This window comes from Erwinia pyrifoliae DSM 12163 (assembly GCF_000026985.1).
In the GTDB taxonomy this organism is placed as follows: Bacteria; Pseudomonadota; Gammaproteobacteria; order Enterobacterales; family Enterobacteriaceae; genus Erwinia; species Erwinia pyrifoliae.
Map to the genome: position 1 here is coordinate 1,038,847 of NC_017390.1, position 14,078 is coordinate 1,052,924.

7 protein-coding genes, 1 tRNA gene and 3 rRNA genes are annotated in these 14,078 nt (G+C 54.7%); 6 read left to right on the plus strand and 5 right to left on the minus strand.

Features of this window, described 5'->3' with window-relative positions:
* Window positions 1-258: 258 nt before the first annotated feature.
* The 5 genes from EPYR_RS04615 to EPYR_RS04635 all read left to right on the plus strand — a co-directional run bounded on the left by EPYR_RS04615 (window position 259) and on the right by EPYR_RS04635 (window position 7,039).
* Window positions 259-1,800, plus strand: a 16S ribosomal RNA gene (locus EPYR_RS04615).
* A gap of 71 nt (window positions 1,801-1,871) precedes the next feature.
* Window positions 1,872-1,947, plus strand: a tRNA-Glu gene (locus EPYR_RS04620).
* A 225-nt stretch (window positions 1,948-2,172) separates the two neighbouring features.
* A 23S ribosomal RNA gene (locus EPYR_RS04625) occupies window positions 2,173-5,168 on the plus strand.
* Window positions 5,169-5,379: 211 nt separating this feature from the next.
* A 5S ribosomal RNA gene (gene rrf / locus EPYR_RS04630) occupies window positions 5,380-5,495 on the plus strand.
* The 16S, 23S and 5S rRNA genes sit together here with 1 tRNA gene alongside, the layout of an rRNA operon.
* Window positions 5,496-5,737: 242 nt before the next feature.
* Window positions 5,738-7,039 carry an MFS transporter gene (locus EPYR_RS04635; RefSeq protein ID WP_012667254.1) on the plus strand — a complete coding sequence of 434 codons (1,302 nt, stop codon included), beginning with the start codon at window positions 5,738-5,740 and terminating at the stop codon, window positions 7,037-7,039.
* On the opposite strand, the gene EPYR_RS04640 is transcribed toward EPYR_RS04635, so the two are convergent.
* The 5 genes from EPYR_RS04640 to trxC all read right to left on the minus strand — a co-directional run bounded on the left by EPYR_RS04640 (window position 7,040) and on the right by trxC (window position 12,799).
* Window positions 7,040-7,360 carry a YfiM family lipoprotein gene (locus tag EPYR_RS04640; RefSeq protein WP_012667255.1) on the minus strand — a complete coding sequence of 107 codons (321 nt, stop codon included), beginning with the start codon at window positions 7,358-7,360 and terminating at the stop codon, window positions 7,040-7,042.
* 50 nt (window positions 7,361-7,410) lie between these two features.
* The gene (pssA, locus tag EPYR_RS04645; protein ID WP_012667256.1) at window positions 7,411-8,766 is read right to left on the minus strand and encodes a CDP-diacylglycerol--serine O-phosphatidyltransferase; all 1,356 of its coding nucleotides are present in this window, start codon (window positions 8,764-8,766) and stop codon (window positions 7,411-7,413) included.
* Between the two features lie 99 nt (window positions 8,767-8,865).
* A complete protein-coding gene (locus EPYR_RS04650) occupies window positions 8,866-11,535 on the minus strand; it encodes a bifunctional acetate--CoA ligase family protein/GNAT family N-acetyltransferase (protein ID WP_012667257.1) in 2,670 nt (889 codons plus the stop codon).
* A 70-nt stretch (window positions 11,536-11,605) separates the two neighbouring features.
* Window positions 11,606-12,316 carry a tRNA-uridine aminocarboxypropyltransferase gene (locus EPYR_RS04655; RefSeq protein ID WP_012667258.1) on the minus strand — a complete coding sequence of 237 codons (711 nt, stop codon included), beginning with the start codon at window positions 12,314-12,316 and terminating at the stop codon, window positions 11,606-11,608.
* Between the two features lie 63 nt (window positions 12,317-12,379).
* Window positions 12,380-12,799, minus strand: coding sequence for a thioredoxin TrxC (trxC, locus tag EPYR_RS04660; RefSeq protein ID WP_012667259.1), 420 nt, complete (start codon window positions 12,797-12,799; stop codon window positions 12,380-12,382).
* 238 nt (window positions 12,800-13,037) lie between these two features.
* Between trxC and EPYR_RS04665 the strand changes: the two genes are divergently transcribed.
* Window positions 13,038-14,072, plus strand: a complete 1,035-nt coding sequence (locus EPYR_RS04665) for a tRNA/rRNA methyltransferase (RefSeq protein ID WP_012667260.1) — start codon at window positions 13,038-13,040, stop codon at window positions 14,070-14,072.
* The last annotated feature ends 6 nt before the right edge of the window (window positions 14,073-14,078 follow it).

Below are 14,078 nucleotides of genomic sequence, written 5' to 3' on the forward strand. Positions count from 1 at the left end.
CGGAAAAAACCTCTGAAAAAGAGGTTGACTCCGAAGGAGGAAAGCGTANTATACGCCACCTCGCGACAGGAAGCTTAAGGCACTGTTCGCANCGCTCTTTAACAATTTATCAGACAATCTGTGTGGGCACTCGCAGGATTGATATCAGCGCCGCAAGGCGCAAAAAATATCAAGCCTCATGAGTGAACACATAATGACATTCATTATGACGTTTTACGATTGAGCATCGCTGTCACTGGTTNCAGCAAATCGAACTTTTAATTGAAGAGTTTGATCATGGCTCAGATTGAACGCTGGCGGCAGGCCTAACACATGCAAGTCGAACGGTAGCGGGAAGAAGCTTGCTTCTTTGCCGACGAGTGGCGGACGGGTGAGTAATGTCTGGGAAACTGCCCGATGGAGGGGGATAACTACTGGAAACGGTAGCTAATACCGCATAACGTCTACGGACCAAAGTGGGGGACCTTCGGGCCTCACACCATCGGATGTGCCCAGATGGGATTAGCTGGTAGGTGGGGTAACGGCTCACCTAGGCGACGATCCCTAGCTGGTCTGAGAGGATGACCAGCCACACTGGAACTGAGACACGGTCCAGACTCCTACGGGAGGCAGCAGTGGGGAATATTGCACAATGGGCGCAAGCCTGATGCAGCCATGCCGCGTGTATGAAGAAGGCCTTCGGGTTGTAAAGTACTTTCAGCGGGGAGGAAGGCGATGGGGTTAATAACCCTGTCGATTGACGTTACCCGCAGAAGAAGCACCGGCTAACTCCGTGCCAGCAGCCGCGGTAATACGGAGGGTGCAAGCGTTAATCGGAATTACTGGGCGTAAAGCGCACGCAGGCGGTCTGTCAAGTCGGATGTGAAATCCCCGGGCTNAACCCGGGAACTGCATTCGAAACTGGCAGGCTAGAGTCTNGTAGAGGGGGGTAGAATTCCAGGTGTAGCGGTGAAATGCGTAGAGATCTGGAGGAATACCGGTGGCGAAGGCGGCCCCCTGGACNAAGACTGACGCTCAGGTGCGAAAGCGTGGGGAGCAAACAGGATTAGATACCCTGGTAGTCCACGCCGTAAACGATGTCGACTTGGAGGCTGTTCCCNTGAGGAGTGGCTTCCGGAGCTAACGCGTTAAGTCGACCGCCTGGGGAGTACGGCCGCAAGGTTAAAACTCAAATGAATTGACGGGGGCCCGCACAAGCGGTGGAGCATGTGGTTTAATTCGATGCAACGCGAAGAACCTTACCTGGCCTTGACATCCACGGAATTTTGCAGAGATGCGGAAGTGCCTTCGGGAACCGTGAGACAGGTGCTGCATGGCTGTCGTCAGCTCGTGTTGTGAAATGTTGGGTTAAGTCCCGCAACGAGCGCAACCCTTATCCTTTGTTGCCAGCGATTCGGTCGGGAACTCAAAGGAGACTGCCGGTGATAAACCGGAGGAAGGTGGGGATGACGTCAAGTCATCATGGCCCTTACGGCCAGGGCTACACACGTGCTACAATGGCGCATACAAAGAGAAGCGACCTCGCGAGAGCAAGCGGACCTCATAAAGTGCGTCGTAGTCCGGATCGGAGTCTGCAACTCGACTCCGTGAAGTCGGAATCGCTAGTAATCGTAGATCAGAATGCTACGGTGAATACGTTCCCGGGCCTTGTACACACCGCCCGTCACACCATGGGAGTGGGTTGCAAAAGAAGTAGGTAGCTTAACCTTCGGGAGGGCGCTTACCACTTTGTGATTCATGACTGGGGTGAAGTCGTAACAAGGTAACCGTAGGGGAACCTGCGGTTGGATCACCTCCTTACCTGAAGATACCTTCCGGCGCAGTGTCCACACAGATTGTCTGATAGAAGTAACGAGCAAAGTCACACCAGAGTCCCCATCGTCTAGAGGCCCAGGACACTGCCCTTTCACGGCTGTAACAGGGGTTCGAATCCCCTTGGGGACGCCATACCGGTAACGAAGTGAAAGACGTTATCAACCGTATCTCAAAACTGATTCCACCTTAACGGTGAGTCACGTTTGAGATATTTGCTCTTTAATAATCCGGAACAAGCTGAAAATTGAAACGACGTGTCGTATTCATTCGCCGTAATAAGAATGAAGCTAACGATANGTTCGAGTCTCTCAATGCCTGCAACTGACAGACGTCTTTCGGGACGCTTGTGGGTTGTGAGGTTAAGCGACTAAGCGTACACGGTGGATGCCCAGGCAGTCAGAGGCGATGAAGGGCGTGCTAATCTGCGATAAGCGTCGGTAAGGTGATATGAACCGCAACAACCGACGATACCCGAATGGGGAAACCCAGTGCAATCCGTTGCACTATCATGTCATGAATACATAGTGGCATGAGGCGAACCGGGGGAACTGAAACATCTAAGTACCCCGAGGAAAAGAAATCAACCGAGATTCCCCCAGTAGCGGCGAGCGAACGGGGAACAGCCCAGAACCTGAATCAGTTTGTGCNTTAGTGGAAGCGTCTGGAAAGTCGCGCAGTAAAGGGTGACAGCCCCGTACACAAAAAGGCACCTGCTGTGAGTTCGANGAGTAGGGCGGGACACGTGACATCCTGTCTGAATATGGGGGGACCATCCTCCAAGGCTAAATACTCCTGACTGACCGATAGTGAACCAGTACCGTGAGGGAAAGGCGAAAAGAACCCCGGCGAGGGGAGTGAAACAGAACCTGAAACCGTGTACGTACAAGCAGTGGGAGCACCTTCGTGGTGTGACTGCGTACCTTTTGTATAATGGGTCAGCGACTTATATTCTGTAGCAAGGTTAACCGTATAGGGGAGCCGCAGGGAAACCGAGTCTTAACNGGGCGTTAAGTTGCAGGGTATAGACCCGAAACCCGGTGATCTAGCCATGGGCAGGTTGAAGGTTGGGTAACACTAACTGGAGGACCGAACCGACTAATGTTGAAAAATTAGCGGATGACTTGTGGCTGGGGGGTGAAAGGCCAATCAAACCGGGAGATAGCTGGTTCTCCCCGAAAGCTATTTAGGTAGCGCCTCGTGAACTCATCTCCGGGGGTAGAGCACTGTTTCGGCCAGGGGGCCATCCCGGCTTACCGATCCGATGCAAACTGCGAATACCGGAGAATGTTATCACGGGAGACACACGGCGGGTGCTAACGTCCGTCGTGAAGAGGGAAACAACCCAGACCGCCAGCTAAGGTCCCAAAGTCATGGTTAAGTGGGAAACGATGTGGGAAGGCCCAGACAGCCAGGATGTTGGCTTAGAAGCAGCCATCATTTAAAGAAAGCGTAATAGCTCACTGGTCGAGTCGGCCTGCGCGGAAGATGTAACGGGGCTAAACCATGCACCGAAGCTGCGGCAGCGGACGTATCACCCGGGCACATTCACGGTAGTGGATAACGATTGACGGAGCGCAGCGACGTCAATGCGCCCATNAAAGTCGAGTGGGCCTCGGGATACGTCCGTTGGGTAGGGGAGCGTTCTGTAAGCCGTCGAAGGTGGACNGTGAGGTCTGCTGGAGGTATCAGAAGTGCGAATGCTGACATAAGTAACGATAAAGCGGGTGAAAAGCCCGCTCGCCGGAAGACCAAGGGTTCCTGTCCAACGTTAATCGGGGCAGGGTGAGTCGACCCCTAAGGCGAGGCCGAAAGGCGTAGTCGATGGGAAACGGGTTAATATTCCCGTACTGGGTGTTACTGCGAAGGGGGGACGGAGAAGGCTATGTTGGCCGGGCGACGGTTGTCCCGGTTTAAGCGTGCAGGCTTGAGTTCCAGGCAAATCCGGAACTCTTTAAGGCTGAGGCGTGATGACGAGGCACCACGGTGCTGAAGTGACAAATGCCCTGCTTCCAGGAAAAGCCTCTAAGCATCAGGTAACGACCAATCGTACCCCAAACCGACACAGGTGGTCAGGTAGAGAATACCAAGGCGCTTGAGAGAACTCGGGTGAAGGAACTAGGCAAAATGGTGCCGTAACTTCGGGAGAAGGCACGCTGGCGCGTAGGTGAAGCGACTTGCTCGCGGAGCTGAAGCCAGTCGAAGATACCAGCTGGCTGCAACTGTTTATTAAAAACACAGCACTGTGCAAACACGAAAGTGGACGTATACGGTGTGACGCCTGCCCGGTGCCGGAAGGTTAATTGATGGGGTTATCGCGCTGCGAGAAGCTCTTGATCGAAGCCCCGGTAAACGGCGGCCGTAACTATAACGGTCCTAAGGTAGCGAAATTCCTTGTCGGGTAAGTTCCGACCTGCACGAATGGCGTAATGATGGCCAGGCTGTCTCCACCCGAGACTCAGTGAAATTGAACTCGCTGTGAAGATGCAGTGTACCCGCGGCAAGACGGAAAGACCCCGTGAACCTTTACTACAGCTTGACACTGAACATTGAGCCTTGATGTGTAGGATAGGTGGGAGGCTTNGAAGCGTGGACGCCAGTCTGCGTGGAGCCAACCTTGAAATACCACCCTTTAACGTTTGATGTTCTAACCTGGCGCCGTAATCCGGCGTGGGGACAGTGTCTGGTGGGTAGTTTGACTGGGGCGGTCTCCTCCCAAAGAGTAACGGAGGAGCACGAAGGTCAGCTAATCACGGTCGGACATCGTGAGGTTAGTGCAATGGCATAAGCTGGCTTGACTGCGAGAGTGACGGCTCAAGCAGGTGCGAAAGCAGGTCATAGTGATCCGGTGGTTCTGAATGGAAGGGCCATCGCTCAACGGATAAAAGGTACTCCGGGGATAACAGGCTGATACCGCCCAAGAGTTCATATCGACGGCGGTGTTTGGCACCTCGATGTCGGCTCATCACATCCTGGGGCTGAAGTAGGTCCCAAGGGTACGGCTGTTCGCCGTTTAAAGTGGTACGCGAGCTGGGTTTAGAACGTCGTGAGACAGTTCGGTCCCTATCTGCCGTGGGCGCTGGAAGATTGAGAGGGGTTGCTCCTAGTACGAGAGGACCGGAGTGAACGCACCGCTGGTGTTCGGGTTGTCATGCCAATGGCATTGCCCGGTAGCTAAGTGCGGAAAAGATAAGCGCTGAAAGCATCTAAGCGCGAAACTTGCCTCGAGATGAATCTTCCCTGGGTCCTTGAGACCCCTGAAGGGACGTTGAAGACGACGACGTTGATAGGCCGGGTGTGTAAGCGCAGCGATGCGTTGAGCTAACCGGTACTAATGACCCGTGAGGCTTAACCTTACAACGCCAGAAGCGTTCTGGGTTGTGTTGAGNGACGAAGAGATATTTTCAGCTTGAACCGGATAAAGAATTAGCGGGAACGAAAGATTTTTTGCTGATGCAAGGCGGCAAGTGCAGTAAATGAAGGAGCATACTGAGGTATGTGACTGAGTTTACAAGCGCGGCCAACGCGGCATCAGTGAAAAAGATTCGTTTCGTGCACCAGAATTTGCCTGGCGGCTTTAGCGCGGTGGTCCCACCTGACCCCATGCCGAACTCAGAAGTGAAACGCCGTAGCGCCGATGGTAGTGTGGGGTCTCCCCATGCGAGAGTAGGGAACTGCCAGGCATCAAATCAGGCAAAAGGCCATCCTCCGGGATGGCCTTTTTGCGTTATCAGTTCCACCCATTTGATAACCTACCTGCTTCTGTTAGTGACCTCTTCCCCCAGGCAATAGTCAGCGCTGGCTCACAAAAAACACTTTCAATACCTTTAAAATAAATTCATAACAAACAGCGGGTTGAGTTAACTGGTACATTGATCGCCTTTGGTGCTTAGCAAAGCAGGGAATTAATCACGAGGTGTATCTAATGGCAGAGTCCGTGACCAAAAACAACACGCAGTTGCAAGGCTCGATGACCACCCGTCAGCGTATCTGGGCCATTGTCGGGGCCTCTTCAGGTAACCTCGTAGAGTGGTTCGACTTCTACGTCTACTCGTTCTGCTCGCTTTATTTTGCCCACATCTTTTTTCCCAGTGGTAACCCAACCACCCAGCTATTACAGACGGCGGGGGTCTTTGCCGCAGGGTTTTTGATGAGGCCAATAGGTGGCTGGATTTTTGGTTATATCGGTGATAAACACGGGCGGAAAGCCTCGATGTTGATCTCAGTCTGCATGATGTGTTTTGGTTCGCTGGTGATTGCCTGTCTTCCTGGTTACAACACGATTGGGATTTGGGCGCCGGCGTTGTTGTTGCTGGCTCGTCTGTTTCAGGGACTCTCTGTTGGCGGGGAATATGGCACCAGTGCGACCTATATGAGCGAAGTTGCAGTCGAAGGGCGCAAGGGTTTTTATGCCTCTTTTCAGTACGTTACCCTTATTGGCGGGCAGTTGCTGGCGCTTTTAACCGTGGTGGTACTGCAGCAGGTATTGTCCGATCAGGAGCTGCGTGACTGGGGCTGGCGTATCCCGTTCGCGCTGGGAGCTTTGCTTGCCGTGGTGGCGCTCTATCTGCGGCGCTCGCTGAATGAAACATCGGATAATAAAACCCGTGCTCATAAAGATGCCGGGTCGCTAAAAGGACTGTGGAAACACCGCCGCGCTTTCATTATGGTTCTGGGCTTTACCGCCGGAGGCTCTCTCAGTTTTTACACCTTCACCACCTATATGCAGAAGTACCTGGTCAATACCGCTGCGATGGATCATAAAACGGCCAGTGCGCTGATGACCGCAGCGCTGTTTATCTTTATGCTGCTTCAGCCATTAATAGGTGCGCTGTCAGATAAAATTGGCCGCCGCTATTCGATGTTAATTTTTGGTGCTCTGGCTGCTGTCTGTACCGTGCCAATCCTGACGATATTACAGAACGTGACCAGTCCGGTGCTGGCATTTATGCTGGTGATGCTGGCGCTGGCGATAACCAGTTTCTACACCTCAATTAGCGGGATCCTGAAAGCGGAGATGTTTCCACCGGAAGTCAGGGCGTTAGGGGTGGGATTATCCTACGCGGTGGCAAACGCGCTGTTTGGTGGTTCAGCAGAGTATGTTGCCCTGTCACTGAAAGCCGCCGGCAGTGAAACCAGTTTCTTCTGGTACGTATCGGGGATGGGGGCAATCGCTTTCCTTGTCTCACTAATGTTGCATCGACGCGGGCAGGGCTTAAAACTGTAATTAACGGCTCATATTCCATAATGCGTAGCCGGTGGCAGCACCGGCTACATCCCAGCTTAAATCCTTCCAGCTCCAGCCTGTTCCCCCGGCGCGGCTGTCGTACAGCTCTTTTGCCACACCAAGGCTGATGGAAAATAACACGCCGAAGCCAGCGCTGCGGCTCTGGTTCCAGTTCTGGCGTTCACCATAAGCATTACCCGCTGCGGCAAAAAAGGCTGAAGAGAGGAAATGCTGGGCTTTATCCTGGCCGGTCCACTCATCCTTCGCCAGATGAGTGCAGCCACTGCAACATAGCAGGGTAATAAGCAGGAAAATGCGCACACAGCCCCTCAGAAGTCCGTTACTGCAAGGTTTGAAAGCAATACAACCGGTCAGAGAATACGGCTGATGAGTCGATCTATACGGATACGTCGAAGACGGCGGATTAATTTGCGCACCTTTACCGGATATTCCGCAATGCTTTCCAGATCGTGGAAATGCTGCACGCGGGTAGTATGTTCGCGGATCAGACGGAGTTCCCGATCGCGTTGCGCGGCCAGCTGTTGCAGCGGATCGTGGATCAGCACCGCATTTTCCAAATCCAGACGCCAGGCGCGCGGGTTCAGGTTATTTCCGGTCACCATCATCCATTCGTCATCCACCCATAACCCTTTCAAGTGGTAGCTGTTCTCGCCGTCCTTCCACAGACGTACGGTTAGCTGCCCGCTGTTAACGTAATATTGCAGGCGGCTGAGAAAACGGCGCAGGTTGATTTCATACAGATAAGGCAAGGCGCTGATGATCTTAAAGGGCTGATCTTCGGGGATGTAGAAGTCATTGGCGGTTTTGTCGCCGACGATGATTTCCACCTCTTTGCCCCGCCGCAGCAGCCAGATAATATTGCGCACCAGAATAGCCGGCAGGTTGAAATAAGGGGTACAGATCGTCAGCTTCTGCTCGGCACAGGGCATCAAATGATAGATGGTCTTGTTAAGCAGGCTGCGCTTTCCCAGACCCACCAGCGGAGTGACGGACAACTCTTCATTGCTGGCAACACCGTTAAATTCGTAGTCGAAGCCGCGCAAATCCTGACGGAACTGGCGGGTTTCGTTTTTGATTTCCGGGCTGGTTGGGCGTTCAAGCCGGTTGAGATGATGCACCGCCTCGGCCTGAATCAAATTCGTTTCGATCCAGTCAAACAGGGTATCGGCCAGAACCCGGTTGCCGATCAGCTGATAGCGGTCGTAGCGGTACTTGTCTTTCTGATGCAGATAAACATCATTGAAGCTGGCACCGGTATACAGCACGGTATCATCAATGACGGAGCCTTTTAAATGCAGAACGCCCAGCGCTTCGCGCGTATTCACCGGAATACCATAAACCGGAATGTCAGCATCAGGATGCTGGCTGGCCATTTCGCAATACCAGTCGGCGTTAGTCACACCCGCTGCGGCACCGATACGGCCACGTTGAGCACGATGCCAGTCGACCAGCACGCGAACGTCCAGCTCCGGTCGACGTTGTTTAGCGGCATAAAGTGCAGAAAGGATAGCGCGCCCCCCTTCATCGTTTTCCAGATACAGTGCCACGATGCAGATACGCCGGGTAGCGGAGGCAATTTTTTCCAACAGCGTCTCACGGAAATCTGTCGGTGAAAACAGCGTACGGAAATCTGCCGCTGACTGCGGAATTTTTGGCAGCTGCGCAAGGTGCTGTTGGTGTTTATTGCGTTTAAATTTTGACAACATCACAGTGCGTTGCTTCCCTGTTCATATAATGACTCTGTGCGATAAAATCATGATTCTAACCGCGAATAATACCATTAGTTAGCCCGGATGGTAGCAGATTTACTTCTGACGATCTGCCTGATCATCCCGCAATGGTAGCGTAAGCCCGACGATGCCGTCTTCCAGCTGGATATCGATATTGAATCCTAACTTGCGCGCCAGTGATATCATGCCCTGGTTGCCCGGCATGGTAATCCCGTTCAGCTGCTGTAAACCATGCTGACGCGTATAGACAATCATCTTCTCCAACAGACGGCGGCCCAGGCCCAGGCTCTTCAGGTCGGATCGCACCAGCACAGAAAATTCCGCATCGATATTATCAGCATCGGAGATGGCGCGGGTGACGCCGATAATCTCATTAAGGCCATTGTGCTGGCGCACCGCGACGATAGCCATTTCCCGATCGTAGTCGATTTGCGTCATGTTCGCCAAATCGTCATGGGTGAATTCATTTATCTCACTGAAGTAGCGATAATAGAGGTCTTCTTTTGTCACCCGGGCAATAAACTGCTGTAGCAGCGGTTCGTCTTCCGGCAGGATCGGGCGGAAAAGCGCGCGCTGGCCATTTTTCAGCTGGACGGCCTCTTCCAGCTCTTGGGGATAAGGGCGTATTGCCAGCCGTGCCTGCGCAACGCCGTGGTAGTGCGCCAGCCGGAGCGTAACGTCGAGTAAAGTAAAGCCGCCAGCGCTGGCCAGTAGCGGATGGATATCAAGACCAACAATTTCCGGGCAATCGACAATCAGGTTTGAGACCTGCACCAGCACCTGGCTAAGCCCATCCAGATCCAGCGGTTCCAGCGTGCTGCGGCGGCGTATTTTTCCGCTGGCAACGCCCTGTTTAACCAGATAGCGCGCCAGCGTCATATTGAGCGGCGGCAGGGCGATCGCGGCCTGGCGGTCGTCCTGCCAGGGCATGCCAGCTTCCCCCAGCATAATCACCGGCCCGAATAGCGGGTCCTGTTCTACCACGATACGCAGCTCATGCCCCCCGGCGCGGTTTGCCATGCTTTGTACCATCAGTCCGTCGATGCGCGCCTGCGGCCATGCCACACTGACGCGGCCGATGATGGCATCTACCGCCTGCTGAACTTCATCGGCCGTTCTCAGGTAAAGCATCACCCCCTGTACTTCCGATTTATACGGGATATCCGGCGAGCGTAGTTTCAACGCCACCGGGTAACCGATCTGTGCGGCAATCTTCACCGCCTGCACGCTATCGCTGGCAATCCAGGTGGGTAGCGTATTCAGCCCGTAAGCCTGCAAAATCGGCTGCACCTGGTGAGTATCCAGTGAAGTGATGCCGCTGCTGAGCGCCTGATGGATCAAACGATGGGCATCGCTGGTGTTGGCGGTCAGATTAAGCGGTAACGACGGCGTTTCACGCAGTTGCTTCTGGTTGCGGCGATATTCCACCATATGCATAAAGGCGCTGATCGCGCCTTCCGGGGTACGGTAAGTTGGAATTCCGGCTTCATTAAACAGCTGGCGCGCCTCCTGTGAGGAGAACTCCCCACACCAGTTGGTTAGCAAGGCGATCTGCTGCGCGCGCGGATGCTGTTTTACCCGATCGATGACTTTACGCGCCGTAAGCGCAGGGGGCGCTACCGTGCTGGGGGCGTGGATGATCAACAGCGCATCGAGGTCCTGGCTGTTAAGCAGCATCGACAGCGCCAGCAGATAACGCTCTGGTGTTGCATCATCTTTGAGGTCGAGCGGGTTACCCGGCACGATCCCTTCAGGCAACAGCGGAGCTAATGAAGTTAGTAAAGGCTCACTCAATGTGGCGAGCTTACCGTTGCGGGCATATAACGCATCAAGCGCTAATGCTGCCGGTGCGGCTCCGTTGCAGAGGATCATCAGCCGCTCTCCGCGCAGCGGGCGCATATGACTGAGCGTTTCCACCGCCGAAAATAATTCATGGGTGTCCTGAACGCGCAGCAGGCCAGCACGCTGAATGGCGGCATCCCAGGCGGCATCCATACCCCCCTGGGTGTTTAGCAGGCGCTGGGCCTGCGGGCTACGGCCGCTTTTAATCACCAGAATCGGTTTATTGCGTGAGGCGCTACGCGCGGCAGAGACAAAGCGTCGCGCGTCGCTAAGATGTTCAAGATAAAGCAGAATAGCGCTGGTTTTTCCATCGCGGGCGAGGAAGTCCAGCAGGTCATCGGCATCAATATCCAGACTGTCACCCAGTGCGATAAACCACGAGAACCCCAGCTGGCGCTGCTGCGCCCAGTCAAGAATGGTGTTGGAAACCGCAGACGACTGCGAGATAAAAGCCAGCTTTCCTTGCCTGGCGGGCACCGGCGAGAAGCTGGCATTCAGTCCCTGCCAGGGGGCGATCAGGCCGAGGCTATTCGGGCCAAGCAGGCGAATTTGCCAGCGGCTGGCACAGGCTTTCAGTTCTGCCAACTGATTGGGCGGGGCAGAGAGGACGATGCAGGCTTTGCAACCGCGCTCAGCCAGCGCATGCAGTAATTTCAGGTTACGCCGCGCATGGGTACAGAGAATTGCCAAATCCGGTAAGAGTGGCAGGCTGGCGATATCTGGCGAGGTTAGCACGCCACATACCGCCTGGTATTTCCGCGTTACCGGCAGCACCGGGCCACTGAAGCCACCGGCCAGCAGATTACGCATCATGACATACCCGGCGCGCTCCGGCCGGATGGAGGCTCCGATCACCGCAATTGTTTTGGGTTTTAACAGGGCTTCTAGTCCACGCTGGCTCATTGTTGCTCCCTCAGTAAATAGTGTTCTGATTCTACTCCGGGGTGGGCGAAGATGCTGTGTTGTACATCAGCTAACGAGCAGCAGGTGGTGATTCATTCTCAGCGGATGGGTGCAGCGGATGATGCGGCTTGCCGGCCTGATAACGCTGGCGAAACAGATCGAAGTGGCTGAATAACGCTTCCCCCGCCGCGCTATCGCCCGCCTGCAGCAGCAGTTCTGCCGCCACTTCAGCCGTGCAGTGCTGGCCAGCAGCGTGGGTCATGCGCAGTTGATAATTTGACGGGCGCGTCAGATTGAGCGACATCACCGGCAGCGAGTCCAGCCAGGGACTTTTACGGAACATTTTACGTGCTTCCGTCCAGGTTCCATCCAGCATGATAAACAGCGGGGGCTTGCCGTCGAGCGGCGGTGAGTTCAGTACCGGGCGGCCGGGGTCGGCATAGGATGCAGGAAAAACCACCATCGGTTGATAATCCGCATTCTTCACTGCCTGTAGCAGCCCGGCATCCGGCTCGGTGCGTGACCAGCCAAATGCCAGGGTATCAGGCAGAATATCGGCAATCAGCCGCCCGGTATTACTCGGTTTCATCGGCTCGCTGTCAAACATCACCAGACAAAAACGGCTGCGTGCCTCACGCGGGTTAATCGTGGCGCACAGGCAGTTTTTATGCGGCAGCAGGCAGCCCTGACAGCGACTAATGCGATGACCACGGGCAAGGAAAGGGCGGGTGGCGCGGGCGAGTCGCCAGGTGCGCAGGCGCAGAACAGCGTTATCGTTCATTATCAGTCATCAGCGAAAACTGCCATTCTAACGGATTCTGACCTCAGCCGCCCGCTCAGATGCTTACAGGTTTTCATCCAGCCAGGCTTCGAAAGGCGCTTTAGGCATCGCTCCGCTCAGCACATCGGCTACCTGGCCCTGCTTAAACAGCATGATGGTTGGAATACTGCGAATACGGAAACGGGCGCTCAGCGCCGGTTCAGCTTCCGTATTCACTTTCAGAAAGCGTATTTTACCACTGCGTTGCCGGGCGACCGACTCATAGACGGGGGCAAAGTTCACGCAGGGGCCGCACCAGGGCGCCCAAAAATCGATAACCACCGGCAGGTCGTCCTGCAGGTATTTATCCAGCGTCTCGCCGGTAGCATTCACTACCTGCCCGTCAAACAACGTGTCACCACAGCGGCCGCATTTAGCACCGTGCGCAATGCGTTCAGCCGGCAGGCGATTGGTTGCCTGACAGGATGAGCAAACCGTATTCATTTCTTCACCTCGTTTCAGGAGTAAGTGATTGCTTACTGCGTTTACCGAACATAAGCCAACAGTATGCGGATGGGTGATGAGGGTCACAATGTGATTCGTTCAATAAGTATAATAGGTAAACTCGCACAGCTGTTGATGCTGATACACGGAAAACGGGCGCATTTATTGGAAGTTGATAGCTAACTACCGCGACATCAGGTAATCTGCGCGCTTCGCGCTCAGCCCAGGTGGAGGAAAAATGAACGACGAATTGAAAGGTAAGAGCAACAAGGTCAAAGTGATGTATGTTCGCGGCGATGACGAAAACAGCAAAAGCGGTAAAAATCCGCGCACCGGCAAAGGTGGTTATCGTCAGGATGGTGAACGCCGTCCCGCGCGCAATGCAGACAGCAAGCCACGTGGCGGGCGCGATCGCGACGAAGGGCGTTCTGACTCTCCGTGGCGTACCGTATCCCGTGCGCCGAATGCCGCTGCGGCGGATGACAAACCCGATCACTGTGGGATCAGCGGGAAAAGCTTTATCAATCCTGAGCAGCTACGCCGCCAGCGTATGGAAGAGACGCGCGTCTACGGTGAAAATGCCTGCCAGGCATTGTTCCAGAGTCGCCCGGAATCTATCGTTCGCGCCTGGTTTGTGCAAGGCGTCACGCCACGCTTTCGGGAAGCATTAAAGTGGATGGCGGCTAACCGTAAGGCATATCACACCGTAGATGACGCCGAACTGCAAAAGGCATCCGGCACGGAACACCACGGCGGCGTCTGCTTCCTGATTAAAAAACGTGTTGGTATGCCGGTAAGCGAATGGCTGGCACAGGCCGGTCAGAAAGACTGCGTGGTGGCGCTGGAGGATATCGGCAACCCACATAACCTCGGCGGCATTATGCGCAGCTGTGCGCACTTTGGCGCAAAAGGTTTGCTGGTGGACGATGCGTCTCTGTTGGAGTCAGGTGCTGCGGTGCGTACCGCAGAGGGCGGCGCGGAGCATGTTCGGGCCATCAGCGGCGAAAGTTTTGCTGCCGGACTGGATGCTTTCCGTCAAGCGGGTTACACCATTGTGACCACCTCCAGCCACCAGGGCGTCCCGCTTTCCACGGCGGAACTGCCGGCTAAAATGGTGCTGGTGCTGGGGCAGGAACGTGACGGTCTGTCGGACAGCACTTTCCGGCAGGGCGATCTCAGCGTCTCTATCAGTGGCACCGGCAACGTAGAAAGCCTTAACGTTTCGGTAGCGACCGGCGTGTTACTCGCTGAATGGTGGCGTCAGAACGCGTAACGCGTT